Genomic DNA, 20,135 nt, shown 5'->3' on the forward strand with positions numbered 1-20,135 from the left:
TTCTGGTCATCCGTCCAGGTGATAGGTGGTTCGTGGAGTTCAAGGTGCTCGGCCCGCTCGCGGCCTCGGTCCCGCTGCCGTCGGCGGCTCAGCCCCGCCGGGTGCTCGCGGTGCTCCTGGCCAGGCCGAACGAGTTCGTCCACCGGGACACCCTCGTCGACGAACTCTGGCCGCAGGGACCGCCGTCGAGTGCCGCCGCGGTCGTGCAGATGGCGGTTTCCAAGCTGCGCAAGGCGTTGTCGCCCGGGGTGCCGGTCGACGACGTCCGCCAGCGGGTGCGGTCCGGCCGGAGCGGCTACCGGCTGATGGTGTCGGACGGGGAACTGGACGTCGCCGTGTTCTCCGAACTGACCGCCGCGGCCGCGAAGGCGACCGGTGCGGAGCGGAGGGCTTTGCTCGACCAGGCGCTGGGGTTGTGGCGTGGACGGGCCTTCGCCGACGTGCCGGTCGGTCCGCTGGTGGAGGCGCACCGGCTGTGGCTCGAGGATCAGCGGAGTTCGGTACTGGGCAAGCTCGTGGAGCTGGAACTGGCGGCCGGTGACCACAAGGCGGTCGCCGACAGGCTGGGACCGGAGCTGGCCGTCCGGCCGGGTGACGAGCGTCTGGCCGGCTGGCTGGCCGAGGCGTTGCACCGGCTCGGGCGGCGGGACGCGGCAATGGCCGTCCTGGACCGGTGCCGTCGGGCGCTGTGGGAGCACACCGGTGTCTCGCCGGGGGAGGAGCTGCTCGCGGCCCATCGCCGGATCGCGGGTACCGGCTGGTCCGCGGGCGGCGCGCCGTGCCGTCTGCCGCCGGCGACGCCGGATTTCACCGGCAGGGCCGGGGAACTGGCGGAGGTGGGACGCGCGCTGCGCGGTCCGGCGCCGGTCGTGCTCCATGGAGCGGCGGGGTCGGGGAAGAGCGCGCTGGCCGTCCAGGCCGCGTGGCGGGTGCGCAAGCGGTTCCCCGACGGGCAGCTCGTCGCCGATCTGCGCGACACCGGCGACGTGCTCGCCGGGTTCCTCCGCGCGCTCGGCCTCGCGGAGGAGGAGATCCCCGCCGACCGCGCCGGGCGGATCTCGTTGTGGCAGAGCCGCACCGCGGACCGGCGGCTGCTGGTCGTCCTCGAGAACTGCCGGTCCGAGGCCGAGGTGCGGCCGCTGCTGCCGACCGGTCCCGGCTGCGCGGCGATCGTCACCACGCGGCGGCGGCCGGCCGGGCTCGTCGGCGCCAGATTCGTCGAAGTCGGCGCGCTGTCCGACGCGGAGTCGCGGGACCTGCTCGGCGCGATCACCGGAGAGGCCCGGTTGTCCGCCGAGCCCGACGCGGTCCGCCGGGTGCTGGCCTGCTGCGACGGTCTCGCGCTGGCGGTGCGGGCAGCGGGAATGAAGCTGCTGCAGCGGCCGAGGCTGAGCGTCGCCGAGTTCGCGGCGCGCCTGGAGAACGAGCGCCTGCGCCTCGACGAACTCGCCGCCGGCGACCTCGGCGTCCGCCCGGTGCTCGCCGGGGCCCTCGCCGAGCTGTCGCCACGACAGCGGAAATCCTTGCGGTTGCTCGGGTTCCCCGGCGCCACCGAGTTCGCCGGCTGGTTCGCGGCGGCCATGCTCGGCCGGTCGGAAGGCGAGGCGGCCGAACTGCTCGACGAACTGGTGGACGACCACGTGCTGCACGCCGAGCCCGATCGAATGGGCGTCGTCCGGTACCGGTTACCGGCCCTGATCCGGCTCGCGCTCCGGGAACCGCCGGATCCCGAAGCCCTTCGGCGCGCGCTGACGGCCATGGCGGCGTTGGCCGAACACGCGTTGGCGGCACTCGGCGCCGAGTACCCGCCGTCTCGGCGGGCGGACGTCCCGGCGGCGGTCTCGGATCGCGTCGCGGCCGACCCGATCGGCTGGCGTGACACGGAAAGGGCGAACCTCGCACTCGCCGTCCGGACCGCGAAGAACCGCGGCTGGACCGAGCTGGCCATGCGGCTGGCCGACGCTTACAGCGATCTCGTCGGCCCGGCGAAAGGCGGCTCCCCGGCCTGGCTCGGATTCGGCATCGTGCGCGACCGCGTCGACCTCCCCGCCGAGGCGGGAAAGCTGCTGAAGCTCGGGCACGCTCACGCCGACGCGGGGGACCTGGCACGGGCGCGGACCTGCTTCTCGCTGGCGGAGACCAGGTTCCGGTCCGTGGGTGACCATCCCGGCACCGGGTCCGCGCTCATCGCGCTCGCCGACGTCGACGCCGACACCGGGCGAACCGGTGCGGCGGTCCACGCGCTGCGGGAGGCACTGGACCTGTTGCGGGACTGCGGTGACCTCGCCGGACAGGCGATGGCGTCGGCGCAGTTCGGCTCGCTGTGGGACGACCTCGGCGATTTCCGGCGGGCGCAGGAATGTTTCGACGCGAGCCTGCTGCTTTCGCTCCATTGCGAGGACGGGCGGCAGCACGACAGGTCCGCCAAACGGTACGCCGACGTCCTGCGCCGGAACGGCCGGATGGACGAGGCGGGCGAGCTGCTGACCAGCGCGTTGATCGGCACGCGCAGCTCGCGTGAACGCCACTGGGAGGCGCACGTCCTCCGGAGCTTCGGCGATCTCCACGCGAAGACCGGCCACGCGGGGGAGAGCGAACGATGCCTCGCGCGGTCGCTGGAGCTGTTCGAGTACGTCGGACACCGGCATGCCGCCGCGTACACGCACCGGAGCTTCGGCGAGTCGTTACGCCTGGCGGGTGAACACGGCCGCGCCGCCGAGCACCTGAACTTGGCGATGAGCACCTTCCGTGAACTCGGGGACCGACGGGGCGGCGGATACGCGCTGCTCAGCTTCGGGCGGCTGCGGGCCGACGAAGGCATCGCGACCGAAGCCGCCGACGGCCTCCGGACCGCGGCGGGGCTGTTCCGTGAACTGGGCTTCCCGGTGTGGGAATTGCGCGCGCTCAAGGATCTTTCCGCCGTGGACCAGAGCGGCCGCCAGCGGGACCGGGCTCGTGAAGCCTTGACGAAGATCCGCTTCGGAGCGACTCCGGCATAGCCCGGTGGGCGACCGCCGGCCGTGGCGTTTGGCGAAGTTATGGCACCGGCGTGTTGACTCCTGCTCAAGTGAGCGGACTTCGCGCCGCCCCGGATTCGCGGCACTGGGGGTGGCGGCGCGTGCTCGTGGCCGGGTGACGCCTTCCGAGGGCAGGAGGCGTCACCCGGTTCGACGGCTAGGACCGGACGTGCAGGATCGCGTCGGCGTCGTTCAGGATCCCTTGGTCGAGCGGGAAGTAGCCCTGCCGTGGGGTGGGGTCGGTCCGGACGCTCGCGGGCGGGACCTCGGACGCGGTGAGCAGGGCCCAATCCGTGGTGACGTGCTTCTGCAGGAACCCTTCGTAGGTACCGGGTTCCGGCTCTTCGAGCGCTATGGCGTCGCTTCGGCCGAGGCTGGTCGCCACGAAGACGTAGCGGTCACCGAGCAGCGGGGCCACCAGCGCGCCGGCGGGGAACCAGGTGGTCTCCGTCCCCGCCACCCGCATCGTGCTGGCCTGGCGGCGCAGGTGGAGATTGTGGGCGAAGACGAGCGTCCTGCCCCGGACGGCTTCGGCGGCGCGGATGTCCAGCAGGTTCCGCGCCATGATGGCGTCCCTGGTCGCGACAAGGGGCGCGTAGCGCTCCTGCGGCTCCAGTGGCTCGGCGCATTGCCGGTGGTAGCGCAGCAGGTCGATGCCGGCCATGAGCTGGATCTCCGCCCGCGACCAGTCGTCCGTGACCGGTTCCGGTTTCCGGGAGCGGAGCACGGCGAGCAGATCGGCCGCGATCGCGCGCAGCCGGTAAGCGTCGGCCGAGGCACCGGGCGACGAAGCCGCGTCCATGACGGCTTCGGTGCGGCTCCAGCGTTCGTCGTCGCCCGCCGGGCCCGCGATGTCCACGTCGATGCCCAGGAAGTCGCGGGCGTACTCGAGGTAGGGCCGCGGACTGGGCGCGGAGGTGTTCTCGGTCTGGGTGTCGAAGCCGTGGAACGAAAGCCGCTCTTCGGGAGGCCGGTTCTCGTTGAACTCGCGCATCCAGGCGATCAGCCGCCTGTTCGCCTCGACGGCACCGAAGACGTGCGAGAAGCCTTCGCTCATCGCGAGGTCGAGAGTCCCGGTGCCGTCGTGGACGTAGTCGTTCGCGACGAGCGCGGCGACACGATCGGTTTCGAGGGCGATCGAGCGGAAGCCGCGGTCGACCAGCTGGGCGAACAGTGTGTTGCGGACGTCCGCGAAGACCGGGGTCGCGTGCGTCGGCTCGCCGAGGGCGAGCAGGTCGCAGGAGGGGGTCACGAAGTCTCGGATGTCTTGACTCATGAGGTTCAAGCGTATCGTTGATGCTTCGGTTGAAACTTCGGTCGGTTTCTCTCAGCGGCTACTCGCGAAAGTCTCAAACGGAGCGTCAGGTGGCGGACCTCGCGCGAGCCGAGCACCCGCCCCGACTCCTCGCCACCGGCGTCCGCGTCGCGAAAGCCACGTTCGCGACGCCTGATGTCCCGAAAGTGGCTTTCGCGGCACGTTCGGCTGCCGGAAGCCGGCCCCCGACGCTGGACCGCGCCCGCCCCCGCGTGCCGTGCCGCAAGAAAAGCACTTCCGGAGAACTCGCTCCCATTCCATTCGTCCGCTATAAAGTTTAAGAGCGCTTCGCGCGCGAAGGTGCTTCGCTTGCGAAGTGGTCCTTCGCGGAAATGCGCGAGCGCAAGTTATCAGCAGTTGAGGTGAATCACCGCGTGGCAATCACCGCGCGGTCGGAGTTCGGCCCTAGTTTTGCCCGCATGGTTGAGAAGGATTCGACGGCGCGGACCCGGGAACTGGGCCACCGCATGAAGGCGTTCCGGCAGCGCAGGCACTTCAGCGGAGCCGACGTCAGCCGCCGTAACGGCTGGTTGCAGAGCAAGGTCACGAGGTGGGAACAAGGGCTGCGTGAGCTGTCCGTGGTGGACGCGGCGCTGTATCTCGCGACCTGCGGCGAGGCGGAGCCCGAGCGTGACCTGCTGCTGGAACTGACCCAGCCCGGCGGCGACCTGTACTGGGTTCGGCCGTACTTCGACGAACTCGTCGATCCGATGAAATCCCTTGCTATCCAAGAGAATCTCGCGCATACGCTGGTGCGCTACGAGTCGCTGACGCTGCCCGGGCTGCTCCAGACCGAACAGTACGCCCGCACCGCCTTCGAGCTGATCGGCAACCGCGACCAGGCGCAGCTGGATCAGGTCGTGACCGCCAGGATGGAACGGCAGCGGCTGCTGCAACGCGATCGTCCGCCGCGGTGCCGGTTCTACGTCCACGAGCGCGCGCTGCGGTCGGTCGTCGGCGGCCCCCGGATCATGCACGAGCAACTGCTGCACCTCGTCCTGTCGGCGAACCTGCCGTATTGCTCCATTCGTATCGTCCCGGAAAGCGGCGGCGTCGGCACGGTACTCGAGAATTCGTTCACCATCATGGAATTCACGGAACATCCGGCGGTGGTGTACACGGATTCCTATGCGGCCGGGGTGTTCATCGACGACCGGGTGGCGGTCGAGGCTTACTATTCCCTTGTCGCGAGACTGGAAAGCGATACCCTGACCGAGGAGAGGTCACGGCAAACGCTCGCCGAATGGGCGGACCGGTACGACCGGATGGAGGAGTGAACCGTCCGAGGTTTCCCGCGGGCACTTCCGGGGGTAATCCTTCCGGGTAGCCGAGTGAAGGAGTTCGTGGTGACGAAGACGCAGGGTGGTGCCCCGGTCGCCGAGACGGAGATCGAGCGGAAGTACGACCTGGCGGCCGACCGGCCCATCCCGCCGCTGGTCCCGATCGGCCCCGTGACGAACCAGGCCGAGCCGAAAGTCGACGTCCTCGATGCCACGTACTACGACACCTCCGACTTCCGGCTCGCCCAGGCGGGCATCACGCTGCGGCGGCGGCTGGGCGGGAGCGACGAGGGCTGGCACCTCAAGCTCCCGGTCGGCGACGATCGGCGAGAGGAACTCCGCCTCCCGCTGGCGGGCAAGCCGGACAAGGTGCCGGGCGCGCTGGCGAAGCTGGTCCGGGCGCACACCCTCGGCGCCAAACTCGTCCAGGCCGCGCATCTGCGAACCGAGCGCACTTCGTACGCCTTGCTCGACGCCGGTGGTCGTGAGGTCGCGACGCTGACGGACGACGTCGTCACCGGGGAAGCGGGTGGGGAGAAGGCACACCTCGACCGCTGGCGGGAGATCGAGATCGAGCTCTCGCCCGGTGCCGATCCCGAAGTGCTCGACAGTTTGGACCACGCTGTCCTGGAAGCGGGCGCGGAGCGATCGCGCTGGCCGTCGAAGCTCCGGCGCCTGACCGACGAGCTCGTGCCCTCCGCGAGGGGCAAGTCGGGTTCGGTGCTGGCGGATTACTTCGCCGCGCAGCTGGACGCGCTACGGCGCAATGACATCGGGGTCCGCCGCGACGCCGAGGACGCGGTGCATCAGATGCGGGTCGCGAGCAGGCGGTTGCGCAGCGCGCTGCGGACGTTCCGGCGGTCTCTCGATCCGGACGTCGCCGACGGGCTGGCCGCCGAGCTTCGCTGGCTCGGGGGTGAACTCGGGCCGGCGAGGGACACGGAGGTGATGTCGGCGCGTCTGCACGACGAGGTCAAGGCGCTACCGGTCGAGCTGGTGCTGGGCAACGTCGAGCAGCTGATGACGCGGCACTTCGCGCGCGAGGCAGAAGAGGCCAAGGCGCGGGCGATCCGGGCGCTCGACAGTAAGCGGTACACGGAGCTGTTGCGAGCACTGGAAAAGCTCGTCCGCAAACCCCGGAAGATCAAGGACGGCAAGAAGGAACTACGCAAGGCGGTCGCTCGGTCGAGCCGGAAGCTCGGCAAGGCCGTCGCCGCGGCGCGCGAGCTGGAGCCCGGCGCGGAGCAGGACGCCGCACTGCACGAAGTGCGCAAGAAGGCCAAACGAGCCAGGTATGCCGCGGATACGATCCGGCCGGTATCCGGTCGGAAGCTTCGAAAATGGCGAAAGAACGTCAAGGCGGTGCAGTCCACGCTCGGTACGCATCACGACATCGTGGTCACCCGGGACGTCCTGCGGCTTCTCGGTCTGCGCGCGTACGCCGAGAACGAAAACGCTTTCACCTTCGGGGTTCTGCACGGCCGCTCGATCGCCGCGGCCGAGTCCGCGCACCGGCGCTTCACCGGAGAATGGCAAGACTTGGGTAAATGTTCCCGCCCGAAATGGCTCAAATGAGGTAGCCCGGGTTGACCTCTCGCCGTCGCCGAGTACCGTCGAGGGAACTTGGTGGTCTGGAGAGAGGCGCCCCCAATGTTGCCTGGCCAGCGTGTACCCGGCGAAGCGCCGCCTCTGGCCGTGACCACCAGCCGCCGCAAGGACGGCGTCCTCGTCCTCACCGCGGTGGGGGAGATCGACGCCGCCACGGTCGGCCGGTTCCGCACCGAGCTCAGCGGTGCATGTGTCAAAGGAAAGCACGTGATCCTCGACCTCTCCGGCGTCCGCTTCCTCAGCTGTGCCGGGTTGCAGGCGCTCGAGGAGGCGAACGCGGTCTCGCCTCGGTTCTCTGTGATCGTGAAGACCGCTTTGGTGTCACGGATCCTGGACGTCAGCGGGGTCGGAGCCGATCTCGACGTCCGCTGGGACCTCGAGGACGTGCGCATCTAGTCCTGACCGCCGCCGAGCTCCACCTCGTCGGCCGTGACGTCCGGCAGCAGGCCGCGCCAGCGCGGATTGCGCAGGCAACCCGCGTCGGTCCAGCCGCCGAAGACGACCTCGCCGACGATGACCGGCCGCGACCAGCGCGCGTCCCGCGCCTGTTTGTCCGGGACGGAGTGGAACGGGGATGTCTTGCGCTCCAAGCGGAACAGCCGCTCGGAAAGCTCCGCCAGTTCGTCGCCCGCGAAGCCGACGCCGACGTTTCCGATGTACCGCAGGCCATCCCCGTGCGGGACGCCGAGCAGCACTGAGCTGAACGTGTCCGCCCGGCTGCCGCCACCCGGCCGCCAGCCGCCCAGAACCACCTGCTGTACCAGGGTTCCGGTGATGGAAAGCCAGTCCCCGGTGCGCTTGCCCGGGTGATACGCGGAGCCGGCCCGTTTGGCGACGATACCGGCGAGCCCGTGTTCGCGGGCCGCCCGCGCGACCGCGCCGCCGTCCCCGAGGTAGTACCGAGGGACCTGCCAATGCGGCCCGGCGAGCCCGAGTTCGTCGAGGAGTTCCCGTCGTTCGACATAAGGCGTCTCGACACAGGAGCGGCCGTCGAGGTGCAGGAGATCGTTCACCAGGTAGAACGCCGGATACCGGGACGTGAGCCGTTTCGCGGAACTCTTCGTCGCCCGTGCGCGGTGCCCGAGCCCTTCCGGACTCGGCTTCCCGCCGTCGAAGACGACGATTTCCCCGTCCAGAAACGCTTCCGTGGCACCGAGTTGCTCACCGAGGCCGCGGAATTCGGGAAACAGGCCGGTGACGTCGTCCCCCGAATCGTCGTAGGCGGTGATCCGTCCGCCGGACACCCGGATCAGCGTCCGGCGCCCGGACCAGTCGAACTCGTAGGCCCAGTCCGCGTCTTCGCTCGTCGACGGAAGCCGCCCCGGTTTGCTCAGCATCGGGGCGAGGAAGGAGGGGAGTTCCGCGCGGCCGGGATCGGCCGGGTCGAGCCTTTTGAGCAGCCAGCCGTTGTCCCTGCCGTCCTTCTTCACGTGGAGGAACAGGTATTTCCCGCGTGCTCGCTCGCCGTGGAAGACGACTTCGACCTTGTGGTCGTTGAAGTGCAGCGTTTCGTACCGGCCGGTGTCCCAGATCGTCATGGTGCCGCCGCCGTATTCGCCCGCGGGTATCTCGCCTTCGAAGGTGAGGTATTCCATCGGATGGTCTTCGGTGTGCACGGCGAGCCGTTCGAGATCCGGCGACATCGGCAGGCCCTTCGGCACCGCCCAGGAGACGAGCACACCCTCCCGTTCGAGGCGGATGTCCCAGTGCAGGCTGCTCGCGTGGTGTTCCTGGATGACGAAGAGATCGTCGGCCCCGGTGTCCCCGTCGCGATCCGGGAGAGGTTCGGGAGTTCGTCCCGGTTTGCGCTTACGGCGGTATTCGCCGAGTTTCTCCGCCATGGCCGGCCAGCGCACCCCTCTTTCGGATCGGGTCACGCAAGCCTAGCGCCGTTCACGGTCCTTTCGTGCGATGAAGGCCCCTTTTCCCACGGTTACAGCAGGAAAAGAGGCCTTCACACCGATGCGGCTCAGTCGGTCTCGGCCAGTGCCTCCGCGAACTGCGCGGCGTAGAGCCGGGAGTAGGCACCGCCGGTGAGCAGCAGTGTTTCGTGGTCACCTTGCTCGACGATCGACCCGTTCTCCATCACCAGGATGACGTCCGCGTCGCGGATGGTGGAAAGCCGGTGCGCGATGACGAAACTCGTCCGCCCTTCGCGCAGCGAGTTCATCGCCCGCTGGATCAGCACCTCGGTCCGCGTGTCGACTGAACTGGTGGCCTCGTCGAGGATGAGGATCGCGGGTTTCGCCAGGAACGCCCGCGCGACGGTGATCAGCTGTTTCTCACCGGCGCTGACCGTGCCGCCCTCGTCGTCGATCACCGTGTCGTAGCCGTCCGGAAGGGTGCGGACGAACCGGTCGACGTGGGTCGCCTTGGCGGCCGCGACGACCTCGTCGTGCGTGGCGCCCTCCGAACCGTAGGCGATGTTCTCCGCGATGGTGCCGCCGAACAGCCACGCGTCCTGCAGCACCATGCCGGTCTTGGCCCGCAGGTCCTCGCGGTCCATCCCGGCGATGTCGACGCCGTCGAGGGTGATCCGGCCGCCGTCGAGTTCGTAGAACCGCATGAGCAGGTTGACCAGCGTGGTCTTCCCCGCTCCGGTCGGGCCGACGATGGCGACGGTTTGCCCCGGTTCGACGGTGAGCGACAGGTCCTCGATGAGCGGCGTGTCCTCGGCGTACCGGAACGACACGTGCTCGAACTCGACCTGCCCCCGCACATTCTCGACCCGTGCGGGTTCGGCGGGCTCGGGTTCCTGCTCGTCCGCGTCGAGCAGCGCGAAGACCCGCTCGGCGGACGCGATCCCGGACTGCAGCAGGTTCGCCATGCTGGCGATCTGCGTGACCGGCTGGCTGAACTGCCGCGAGTACTGGATGAACGCCTGGACGTCGCCGAGCGACAGTGTCCCGGACGCCACCCGCAGCGCGCCGATCACGGCCACGAGCACGTAGCTCAGGTTGCCGATGAACATCATCGCGGGCTGGATGGTGCCCGAGATGAACTGCGCCTTGAAGCTCGCGCCGTACAGCGTGTCGTTGTGCTCACGGAACACCTCTTCGGCCTCCTCGCGGCGGCCGAACACCTTGACCAGCGAGTGCCCGGTGTACATCTCCTCGATATGCGCGTTGAGCCGCCCGGTGGTGGACCACTGCTTGATGAACTGTGGCTGCGCCTTCTTGCCGATCTTGGCCGCGACGAGCACCGACGCCGGCACCGAAAGCAGCGCGACGAGCGCCAGCAGGGGCGAGATGACGAACATCATCACGAGCACGCCGACGACCATCAGCAGCGACGACACGATCTGCGCGAGGGTCTGCTGAAGGGACAGCGCGAGATTGTCGATGTCGTTGGTCGCCCGGCTCAGCACCTCGCCGCGCGGCTGGCGGTCGAAGTAGCTCAGCGGGAGCTTGGCGAACTTCTCCTCGATCCGCTCCCGCAGGTCGAACACCGCCCGCTGGACCAGGTTCGTGGTCAGCCTGGCCTGCAGCAGCGAGAAGAACGACGCCACGATGTAGAGCAGCAGCACCCACAACAGGACCTGGCCGACGGCGTCGAGGTCGATGCGCTGACCGGGGACGAAATCGATCCCCGAGTACAGGTCGGCGACGGTGTTGTCGCCAGCGGCCCGCAGCCCGGCGATGACCTGTTCCTTGCTCACTCCCGCGGGCATGTCCTTCGCGACGACGCCCGCGAAGATGAGGTCCGTGGCCATCCCGAGGATCTTCGGGCCGATGACGCTCAGCGTGACACTGGCGATGCCGAAGATCAGGATGCCGTACAGCATGGCGCGCTGCGGTTGCAGCAGGCGCAGCAGCCGTTTCAGGGATCCCTTGAAGTCCAAGGCCTTTTCGGCGGACGGCCCGCCCATGAAGCCGGCGGGGCCGCGGCCGAGACTGCCGCCTCCAGGGCCGGGTCCCCGCGCGGCGCTCGCGCGCTCGCCCAGCGGTTTGGCCGGGGTGTCCGAAGAAGACTGTGTGGATTCGGGCGCGCTCATCAGGCGGCCTCCTGCTCGGTCAGCTGGGACAGCACGATCTCCCGGTAGGTCTCGTTCGTGTCCATGAGTTCGGTATGGGTTCCGCTGCCGACGACGCGGCCTTCGTCGAGGACGACGATGCGGTCGGCGTGGCGGATCGTGCTGACCCGCTGCGCGACGATGACCACGGTCGCCTCGGCGGTCTCGGCCGTGAGCGCCCGCCGCAGCGCGGCGTCGGTCGCGTAGTCGAGGGCGGAGAAGGAGTCGTCGAAGAGGTAGATCTCGGGGCGCCGTACCAGCATCCGCGCGATCGCGAGCCGCTGCCGCTGCCCGCCCGAGACGTTGGTCCCGCCCTGGGCGATGGGGGAGTCCAGCCCCTCGGGCATGCGCTCGACGAAGTCCTTGCCCTGGGCCACCTCCAGCGCGTGCCAGAGCTCTTCGTCGGTGGCGTCGGATTTGCCGTAGCGGAGATTGCTCGCCACCGTCCCGGCGAACAGGTACGGCTTCTGCGGCACCAGCCCGACGGCGTCGGAGAGCACGGTCTGATCCAGTTCCCGGACGTCGACGCCGTCGACCCGCACGGAGCCGCCGGTGGCGTCCATCAGCCGGGGGATCAGGTTGAGCAGTGTGGTCTTGCCGCTGCCGGTGCTGCCGATGATCGCGGTGGTCTCGCCGGGCAGGGCCAGCAGCGAGATGTCCTGGAGCACCGGCTTCTCCGCGCCGGGGTACCGGAATTCCACATCGGACAGTTCGAGCCGACCGTGCACCTCGCCGGGGCTGACCGGGTTCGCCGGGAGGACGACGCTGGTGTGCGTGTCGAGCACCTCGGTGATGCGTTCGGCGCTGACCTCGGCGCGGGGCACCATCATGAACATGAAGGTGGCCATCATGACCGCCATCAGGATCTGCATCAGGTACGACAGGAACGCGGTGAGCGCGCCGATCTGCATGCTGCCGTCGTCGATGCGCAGCCCGCCGAACCACAGCACGGCGACGCTGGAGGCGTTCATCACGAGCATGACGATCGGGAACATCAGGGCCATCAGCCTGCCGACGACGAGCGAGACGTCCAGCAGTTCGGTGTCGGCCTTGGTGAACCGCCGCCGTTCGTGCGTGTCCTTGACGAACGCCCTGATCACGCGGATGCCCATGATCTGCTCGCGCAGGATCTGGTTGATCTTGTCGATGCGTTCCTGCATCAGCCGGAACGCCGGGCGCATCTTCGCGATGATGACCCCGACCGAGACGCCCAGGATCGGCACCGCGAGCACGAGCAGCCACGAAAGGGTGACGTCCTGGTTCAGCGCCATGATGATGCCGCCGAAGCACATGATCGGCGCGGACACCATCAGGGTGAAGGCCATCAACGTCAGCATCTGCACCTGCTGGACGTCGTTGGTGGTGCGGGTGATCAGCGACGGCGTCCCGAACTGGCCGACCTCACGGGCGGAGAAGTCCTGGACGCGGTGGAAGATCGCGCCGCGGACGTCCCGGCCGACCGCCATCGCGGTCCGGGCGCCGTAGTAGACCGCGCCGATCGAGCAGGCGATCTGCACCAGCGACACCAGCAGCATGACGCCGCCGACACCGAGGATGTAGTCGATGTCGCCGGTGACCACACCGCCGTCGATGATGTCGGCGTTCAGGGTGGGGAGGTAGAGCCCGGCGAGGGTCTGGACGAACTGCAGCAGCACGATGAGCCACAGGTCTCGCCGGTACGGGCGCAGGTGAATGCGCAACAGCTTGGTCAGCACAACGGTTTCTCCCCAGTGGTGGGTCGGGTGTTACTTCTTGTTCGGGCCGGTGAGCGAGGGGATCCCCGCCGCGGCCTCGTGCAGGAGGACCTCGAGCGTCTCCAGGAACGGCCTGGAGTCCTCGTCGACCAGCCAGCTGAAGAACGCGGTCTTCACCGCGGACTCCACGATCGCCGCCATGAGCCGCGCGTTCAACGCGTTTTCCGGGCCCGCGCCCGCGCGCTCCAGGATGGCGTCCGCCAGTACCTGCTCGACCTTGGCGTGCGCTTTGAGGAACTCACCCTGCACGGACGGATGCAAGAGCAGCGACCGCGCCAGCTCGACCGAGCCGCGGTTCGGTTCCCCCAGGCTGCCGTAGGCTTCCAGCGTCGCGGCGCCGACCGCCTCCCACAGTGTCTCTTCCGAAGGCCGCTCCCGCAGCGCCTCCCGCAGAAGCTCCTGCCGTTCGACGATGAACGAGCAGATCGCCTCCTCCTTGCTGGAGAAGTAGTTGTTGAACGTGCGCGGGGAGACGCCCACGGCGGTGGCGATGTCCTCGACGCGGACCTGTTCGACGCCCTTCTCCATGGCGAGCTTGAGCGCTGCCTCGCTCATGGCGCGCCGGGCCGCGCGCTTCTTGCGTTCACGCAGTCCCAAGGGTTCGGTCATGCCGTCAGCCTAAGGAAAAGTTGCGTGGCACGCAAATTTCTGCGCAGTCCGCACTTTTCGGACATCCCCCGTGGCGCGGAACACTCAGATGCAGCCGAATGGCCTAGCGCGCCGCGCTCACCAGCCGTAACGCGTTCGTGACCACGTCACTGCCAGCGGTTGAACGGAAACCGACTGTGGACACGGATAGTGACTTCTGCTTGCATGGCCGTCGTTGTGCTGGGGAGTGCGACACGGGTCCGGGTATGCGAAGAGAAAGAAGTGGAAGCACATGGTGACGCGGGCTCGAGGCTTGCTTGACCGCTCACGGGTTCTTCTGGACCGTTCCAGGGTCGCCGCGGCGCAGTTCCTCGCCGCCCCGCCCCGGCACGCTCCGTCGGCTCCGCCTGGCGAACCGGAGGTGGAGCAGAGGCCCGCCGTGGAGGCTCCGGACGCCGGCGCGCTCGCCGGGGTCTGCTCCAATGTCGCGCTGCGCGACCTCAACCTGCTCGACCAGCTGCTCGCGCAGCTGGAGACGATGGAGGCGGGGGAGGAGAACTCCGACCGCCTCGCCGAGCTCTACCGGCTCGACCACCTGGCGACCCGGTTGCGGCGCAACGCCGAGAACCTGCGCGTCCTCGCCGGCCGCGACGCCGACGACACGACGGCCGGGATCTCGTCGGTGCTCGACGTGATGCGGGCCGCGATGTCGTCGATCGACCACTACTCACGGATCACGATCGGCCGGGTCGTTTCGCTCGGTGTCGTCGGTTTCGCCGCCGAAGACGTCAGCCGGATCCTCGCGGAACTGTTCGACAACGCCGCGAACCAGTCCTCGCCGAGTTCGCCGGTCAGCGTCAGCGCGCACCTCACCGAACAGGGCAGCGTGCTGATCCGCATCGAGGACGAGGGCATCGGCATGCCGCCCGAACGCCTCGCGGCGCTGAACGAGCGGCTGGCGGCCGGTCCGGTGCTCGACGACGATTCCGTGCGGCATATGGGACTCGCGGTCGTCGGCAGGCTCGCCGACCGGCACGAGATCACCGTCAAACTCGACCGCCGCACCCCGCACGGCACGGTCGCGACCGTGCTGCTGCCGGTCCCGGTGGTGTCGGAACTGGCCGAGAAGCAGTGGTCCGGTTCGCAGACCGTCGTGCTGCCGCAGGCCAGGATCACCAACGGAGCGCCCGTGGGAACGCCGGTCGCGACACCGTCCGGCCTGCCGCGGCGCCGCCCGGCCCCTTCGGCGGCACCGGAACCGGAACGGAAGCCCAGCCCGCGTCCGCGCACGGCCTTCGAGCCGCCCGCCGCCGGTGGCACCACGGCCAGCGGCCTGCCGCGCCGGGTTTCCCGCAGTATCAGGACTTTGCCCGACGAACCGGCCCCGCCGACCACCCCGCCCGCCGACGCGGCGGACGGGCACGAAGCGCTGCTGGCCGACCTCGATGCCTTCACCGACGGCGAGCGTGCCGCCCTCGACGACCGGCACGAGCGTGAGACCGGAGGAAACACCCAGTGACCGCCCAGGACGCGACCACGGATTTCACGTGGTTGCTCGACGACTTCGTGCGCAAGGTGCACGGTGCCAGCCACGCGCTGATCATGTCCGTCGACGGTTTTCCTTTGACCGCTTCGGAATCGGTTTCCAGTGACGACGCCGAGCAGCTCGCGGCGATCGCGAGCGGCCTGCTCAGCCTCGCGGGCAACAGCGCGGCGCTGTTCGGCAAGGGCAACTGCGAGCAGATCATCATCCGGCTCACCCGCGGGTACTTCCTGTTCATGGGGATCGGTGCCGAGGCGGGGCTCGCGGTGCTCACCGAACCGGACTGCGACATGAAGGTCGTCGCCTACGAGATGACCCAGTTCATCACCAACGCCGGTCACGCGCTCACCCCCGAGGTGCGAGCGGGACTCCGGCAGGTCCTGACCGCCCGACGGCCGCAGGCCTGAGAATCCGGAGAAGGAAGGGATGACCGTGTCCAGCGACCAATCTCCGGACCGGCCCGTCAAGATGCGCAGCCGCAGAATCCGGCCGTACGCGCTGACCGGCGGCCGGACCAAGAGCAGCCAGCTGCTGCTGGTGGAGACCCTGATCTCGGTCCCGCGTTACGACCCGTCACTGGCCGAGGCGCTGATGCCCGAATCGCGCTCGCTGTACGAGCGCGCCCGCGAACGCTCGTCGATCGCCGAGCTTTCGGTGGGACTGGATCTGCCACTGGGCGTGGTCCGGGTGCTCGTCGGCGACCTCGCCACCCAGGGCGCCGTCTTCGTGCACCCGACGGCCCACGCCTACAACCACGATACGAACGTGCTCGAGAGGATCCTCGATGGACTCAAGCGCCTCCCGGTCTGACGCCGATCTGCTGGCGATCTCCGCCAAGATCGTGGTCGCCGGTGGATTCGGCGTGGGCAAGACGACGTTCGTCGGCTCCGTCTCCGAGGTCCCCCCGCTGAGCAACGAGGCCTGGATGACCGAGGCGGGCGCCGGCGTCGACGAACTGGTGCCGCCCGGAACCAAATCCACCACCACGGTCGCGATGGACTTCGGCCGGATCACCCTGCGTGAAGACCTGCTCCTGTACCTGTTCGGCACTCCCGGACAGGCCCGGTTCTGGTTCCTCTGGGACGACCTCTCGCGCGGCGCGCTCGGCGCCGTCGTACTGGTCGACACCAGCCGGATCGACCAGTCGTTCGCCGCGATCAACTACTTCGAGAACGACTCCGAGCTGCCGTTCATCGTCGCGGTCAACCAGTTCGAGGGCATGCCGGTGCACGACCTCGAAGAGGTGCGCGACGCGCTGGCGCTGTCCCCGGACATCCCGCTGGTCACCTGTGACGCCCGCGACCCGAAGTCGGCGGTCGCGACGCTGCAGGAACTGGTGTCGCACACGCTGTCCCTCGCGGTGGTCTCCGGGCCTGGCCGTGAGTTCGCTTCACTCAGCTGAACGGGTTCTGGGAGGAACACAGAGGATGCGCAAGGTTCTGATCGTCGGTGCCGGGCAGTCGGGATTGCAGCTGGCCTTGAGCCTGCTCGCCCACGACTACGACGTCACGGTGATGTCGGCGCGGACGCCGGACGAGATCCGCTCCGGCAAGGTGATGTCGACCCAGTGCATGTTCGACTCCGCTCTGCAGCACGAGCGGGACCACAAGCTGAACCTGTGGGAGGAAGAGACCGTCAAGGTCGAGGGGCTCGGCGTCTCCATCGCGGGGCCGGACTCCAGCCGGGTGCTGGACTGGTTCGGGCCGCTGGAGCACTACGCGCAGTCGGTCGACCAGCGGGTGAAGATGGCCGCCTGGCTGGAGCTGGTGGAGGATCGCGGCGGCAAGGTCGTCATCCACGGCGTCACCACCTCGGATCTGGCTCCACTGGCGAAGCTGTACGACCTGGTCGTCATCGCGGCGGGCAAGGGCGAGCTGGTCCAGCTGTTCGACCGGATCCCGGAGCGTTCGCCCTACACCGAACCCCAGCGCGCGCTTTCGCTCGCTTACGTGCACGGTGTCGAGCGGCGGCCCGAGCACCCGGACAAGGCGGCGGTGCGGTTCAACATCATCCCCGGCGTGGGTGAGCTGTTCATGATCCCCGCGTACACGCTGAGCGGGAACTGCGACATCCTCTTCTTCGAGGGGGTCCCCGGCGGCCCGCTCGACTGCTGGGACGACCGGCCGACGCCGCAGCAGCATCTCGACCGGATCCTGTCGCTGATGAAGCAGTTCCTCCCGTGGGAGTACGAGCGGTCCCGGAACGCCGTGCTGACCGACGACAAGGCGACGCTGGCCGGCGGGTACACGCCGGTCGTGCGGAACGCGGTCGGCAAGCTGGACTCGGGGACCGCGGTGCTCGGCATGGCCGACGTCGTGGTGGCCAACGACCCGATCACCGGCCAGGGCTCCAACAACGCGAGCCACTGCGCGGCGTCCTATCTGGACTCGATCCTCGAACGCGGCGACAAGCCGTTCGACGAGGAGTGGATGTCCGCGTCGTTCGAGAAGTACTGGGAGTACGCCCAGCACGTGACGATCTGGACCAACGCGATGCTGCAGCCGCCGCCCCCGCACGTGCTCCAGATCATCGGCGCGGCGGGGGAGAAGCCGGCCGTGGCGCGGCGGTTCGCGAACGGGTTCTCCGATCCGACCGACTTCCAGCACTGGTTCCTGGACCCCGCGAAAGCCGAGAAGTACCTGGCCGAGGTCTGATTCCGGGACCGCGACAGTCCCGCGATCGGGTTCGCGGGACTGTCGCGGTGCGCCGTTTCGGGCTACCGTGGTCACCGTGTGTGAGTACGGTCGGTGACGGCAGCGGAGGTGCGGCTCGATGCGTTCGATGTGGAAGGGCTCGGTGTCCTTCGGGCTGGTGAGCATCCCGATCCAGCTCTACGCGGCCACCGAGAACAAGAACGTCTCGCTGCGCCAGGTGCACGAGGCCGACGGCGGCCGGATCCAGTACAAACGGTTCTGCACGATCGACGGCGAGGAAGTGCCCTACGCCGAGATCGCCAAGGGCTACGAACTGCCCGACGGCGAGATGGTCGTGCTCACCGACGAGGACATGTCCGAGCTGCCACTGGCGTCGTCGCGGGCGATCGACGTGCTCGAGTTCGTGCCGCTGGAGTCCATCGACCCGATCCAGTTCGACAAGACCTACTACCTCGAACCGCAGAAGAACGCCGTCAAACCGTACGTGGTCCTGCGTGACGCGCTGCAGAAGGCGAGCCACGTGGCGGTCGCGAAGGTCGCCATCCGGCAGCGGGAGACGCTCGCGATCCTGCGCGTCCACAGCGATGTCCTGACGATGACGACGATGTTGTGGCCCGACGAGGTCCGCGTTCCCGATTTCGGGTTCCTGCACGAGGATCCGCCGCAGGTGCGGCCGCAGGAGCTGACGATGGCGGGCTCGCTGATCGATTCGCTCTCGGAGCCGGTGTTCGAGCAGGAGAAGTACAGCGATTCGTACCGCGAGGCACTGGAGGCCATGATCGAGGCCAAGGCCGCGGGCAGCCAGACGACGAAACCGAAGGTCGTCGGCGCGAAGGCCGACGTCGTCGACCTCATGGAAGCCTTGCAGGCCAGTGTGAGTGAGGCGAAGAAGAGCCGGAAGCCCGCGGCGGCGAAGAAGGCCACAGCGGCCAAGAAACCCGCGTCGGCCAAGCGAACCCCGAAGAGCGCCTGACTCTCCTTTGTGGACGGTTGTGCCCGGTGTCACCGCACCGGGTGCGCCGACACGCCGCGCGTATGCCGGAATTTGTCGCCCCTCGGTGGTAGTAAGGCAATCGAGGAGAACTTTTCCGAAGCGATCTTCGAATCTGATCGCGGGAGGCGGCATGAACATGGAGTGCGCGTTCTGCGCCGGCGAGCTCGATCACTGCCACGGGACCCTGGTGGTCCACGTCGACGGTGGTTTCACCGAATGCAGCGAAGACGGCTGCGTCGACCTCGACTTCCTCCGGCACACGCTGACGATCGACTGCTTCGACGTCGACGGCGGCTGCTCGTGCGCGGAGATGGCGGCCGAGCTGCTGCTGCGGGCTTCTTGACCGGCGGCCAATACACCAGTCCGGCCCGATTCGGGCGTTCGTGCCCGATTGCCACTCGAAGGTGTATGCGTTCGTGTACATCGCGGGCCGGAATGTGTTAACTATGACGGGGTCCTCCGGCTCTCCCTCCCCCTCGGAGCCGGGGGGCCCCTTCATGTCACGGTGCTTCCTTCGCGGTGTCGTGGATCGGCGCCCCGTTGTAGGAGCGTATGGCCTCCCAAACGCCGTCTCCGTCTGCGTAGTCACGCGCGGGCAGCGTGCCCAGAGGGCCCAGGACGTCGTCGCCCGCTCCGGCCGCGGCGGCGGCCCGTAGGAGTTCGTCGCGTCCACACGGGTACTTGGCGCCCGTCAAGTACGGGCGAGGGTCCGTCCCTGGCATCGGCTCTCCCTCCTTCTCCTCGTCCGGGGTGGGTACCCGGTGGGCGGAGTACGAAAACGGCCCGGGCACCCGGCGTGAGGGGAACGCCGGGTGCCCGGGCCGTTTTTCAGCGCGGTACCGGGGGCTCGGTACCGGTTCGGTCCAGGTGCTCAGTACCAGTGGGCGCGACCGCCGATGGCCTTCCCGGTGTTCCCGAGAACGGCCAGGATGATGCCGATGACCGCCAGCGCGATCCCGATCGAGTACAGGACGGGGATGCTGGCGATGACACCGACGACAATCAGGATGACGCCGAGAATGATCACGGGAACACCTTCTCCTTCGTAGTCGCCCGGCCCGAGTGCAGCCGGGGTGTGGCTACTGGAGGGATTCCCGCCACGATCGGGGCGAAAACAGGTCCATCCGGCCGAAGTTTTCACGCATTCGGCCTAGTGGCCGCCGGCTTCGTGAGTGGCAAGGACGGCTGAAGGCGGCACGGACTTGGTAATCGCCACTTCGCCCCCTGTGCATCAGCAGCCACAACGACTGCGCGTGAAGGCCCCCTTCCCTCGGCTCAGCCGAGGAAACTCGACCTTCACACCTTTCCCGGTCGGGAAGGCCTCCTTGCCTACCCTGAGGGTAGGGAAGGAGGCCTTCACTACCTGTGGG

The 20,135-nt window shown here is 68.5% G+C and carries 18 protein-coding genes; 11 read left to right on the forward strand and 7 right to left on the reverse strand.

The features are described 5' to 3' along the window. Positions 1-32 precede the first annotated feature (32 nt). Entirely contained in the window at positions 33-2,999 is a 2,967-nt protein-coding gene (locus H4W30_RS07225) for an AfsR/SARP family transcriptional regulator (protein ID WP_192742052.1), read from the forward strand. Positions 3,000-3,174: 175 nt separating this feature from the next. Here the strand turns inward: H4W30_RS07225 and H4W30_RS07230 are convergent, their stop codons facing one another. Next, positions 3,175-4,293, reverse strand: coding sequence for an erythromycin esterase family protein (locus H4W30_RS07230; protein ID WP_192742053.1), 1,119 nt, complete (start codon positions 4,291-4,293; stop codon positions 3,175-3,177). Between the two features lie 458 nt (positions 4,294-4,751). Between H4W30_RS07230 and H4W30_RS07235 the strand changes: the two genes are divergently transcribed. The 3 genes from H4W30_RS07235 (at position 4,752) to H4W30_RS07245 (ending at position 7,616) form a co-directional block, all read left to right on the forward strand. Beyond that, a complete protein-coding gene (locus tag H4W30_RS07235) occupies positions 4,752-5,609 on the forward strand; it encodes a helix-turn-helix domain-containing protein (protein ID WP_192742054.1) in 858 nt (285 codons plus the stop codon). 69 nt (positions 5,610-5,678) lie between these two features. After that, positions 5,679-7,187: a CYTH and CHAD domain-containing protein gene (locus H4W30_RS44485; RefSeq protein ID WP_318780554.1), complete on the forward strand. Its 1,509-nt coding sequence runs from the start codon at positions 5,679-5,681 to the stop codon at positions 7,185-7,187. Positions 7,188-7,307: 120 nt separating this feature from the next. Continuing rightward, complete coding sequence (locus tag H4W30_RS07245) at positions 7,308-7,616, forward strand: STAS domain-containing protein (protein WP_318780555.1); 309 nt, start codon at positions 7,308-7,310, stop codon at positions 7,614-7,616. Here H4W30_RS07245 and H4W30_RS07250 read toward each other — a convergent pair. The 4 genes from H4W30_RS07250 to H4W30_RS07265 form a co-directional block, all read right to left on the reverse strand. Beyond that, positions 7,613-9,061 (reverse strand): DNA polymerase ligase N-terminal domain-containing protein, encoded by a 1,449-nt coding sequence (locus H4W30_RS07250; protein ID WP_225948808.1) that lies wholly within the window; start codon positions 9,059-9,061, stop codon positions 7,613-7,615. The two genes, H4W30_RS07245 and H4W30_RS07250, sit on opposite strands and share 4 nt — an antisense overlap. Positions 9,062-9,189: 128 nt before the next feature. Beyond that, positions 9,190-11,214, reverse strand: coding sequence for an ABC transporter ATP-binding protein (locus H4W30_RS07255; protein ID WP_378234874.1), 2,025 nt, complete (start codon positions 11,212-11,214; stop codon positions 9,190-9,192). Next, entirely contained in the window at positions 11,214-12,947 is a 1,734-nt protein-coding gene (locus tag H4W30_RS07260) for an ABC transporter ATP-binding protein (protein ID WP_192742057.1), read from the reverse strand. The genes H4W30_RS07255 and H4W30_RS07260 overlap by 1 nt, the downstream gene beginning before the upstream one ends. Positions 12,948-12,977: 30 nt before the next feature. After that, positions 12,978-13,595, reverse strand: a complete 618-nt coding sequence (locus tag H4W30_RS07265) for a TetR/AcrR family transcriptional regulator (RefSeq protein WP_192742058.1) — start codon at positions 13,593-13,595, stop codon at positions 12,978-12,980. A 271-nt stretch (positions 13,596-13,866) separates the two neighbouring features. Between H4W30_RS07265 and H4W30_RS07270 the strand changes: the two genes are divergently transcribed. From H4W30_RS07270 to H4W30_RS07300, 7 genes are all read left to right on the forward strand, one after another. Next, on the forward strand, positions 13,867-15,093 hold the full coding sequence (locus tag H4W30_RS07270; RefSeq protein ID WP_192742059.1) for a sensor histidine kinase: 1,227 nt from the start codon (positions 13,867-13,869) through the stop codon (positions 15,091-15,093). Further along, positions 15,090-15,524, forward strand: coding sequence for a roadblock/LC7 domain-containing protein (locus tag H4W30_RS07275; protein ID WP_005159022.1), 435 nt, complete (start codon positions 15,090-15,092; stop codon positions 15,522-15,524). The genes H4W30_RS07270 and H4W30_RS07275 overlap by 4 nt, the downstream gene beginning before the upstream one ends. 19 nt (positions 15,525-15,543) lie before the next feature. Further along, a complete protein-coding gene (locus H4W30_RS07280) occupies positions 15,544-15,927 on the forward strand; it encodes a DUF742 domain-containing protein (protein WP_192742060.1) in 384 nt (127 codons plus the stop codon). Then, positions 15,902-16,519, forward strand: coding sequence for a GTP-binding protein (locus tag H4W30_RS07285; RefSeq protein WP_034307725.1), 618 nt, complete (start codon positions 15,902-15,904; stop codon positions 16,517-16,519). Before H4W30_RS07280 ends, H4W30_RS07285 begins: the two co-directional genes overlap by 26 nt. 25 nt (positions 16,520-16,544) lie before the next feature. Beyond that, positions 16,545-17,771: a styrene monooxygenase/indole monooxygenase family protein gene (locus tag H4W30_RS07290; RefSeq protein ID WP_192742061.1), complete on the forward strand. Its 1,227-nt coding sequence runs from the start codon at positions 16,545-16,547 to the stop codon at positions 17,769-17,771. Between the two features lie 118 nt (positions 17,772-17,889). Beyond that, on the forward strand, positions 17,890-18,744 hold the full coding sequence (gene ku / locus H4W30_RS07295) for a non-homologous end joining protein Ku (RefSeq protein ID WP_192742062.1): 855 nt from the start codon (positions 17,890-17,892) through the stop codon (positions 18,742-18,744). 151 nt (positions 18,745-18,895) lie between these two features. Further along, a complete protein-coding gene (locus H4W30_RS07300; RefSeq protein ID WP_192742063.1) occupies positions 18,896-19,108 on the forward strand; it encodes a hypothetical protein in 213 nt (70 codons plus the stop codon). A gap of 157 nt (positions 19,109-19,265) precedes the next feature. On the opposite strand, the gene H4W30_RS07305 is transcribed toward H4W30_RS07300, so the two are convergent. Continuing rightward, on the reverse strand, positions 19,266-19,487 hold the full coding sequence (locus H4W30_RS07305) for a DUF2795 domain-containing protein (RefSeq protein ID WP_192742064.1): 222 nt from the start codon (positions 19,485-19,487) through the stop codon (positions 19,266-19,268). A gap of 149 nt (positions 19,488-19,636) precedes the next feature. Then, positions 19,637-19,792: a DUF6131 family protein gene (locus H4W30_RS07310; protein WP_007034891.1), complete on the reverse strand. Its 156-nt coding sequence runs from the start codon at positions 19,790-19,792 to the stop codon at positions 19,637-19,639. Between the last annotated feature and the right edge of the window lie 343 nt (positions 19,793-20,135).

This window comes from Amycolatopsis roodepoortensis (assembly GCF_014873915.1).
GTDB lineage: Bacteria > Actinomycetota > Actinomycetes > Mycobacteriales > Pseudonocardiaceae > Amycolatopsis > Amycolatopsis roodepoortensis.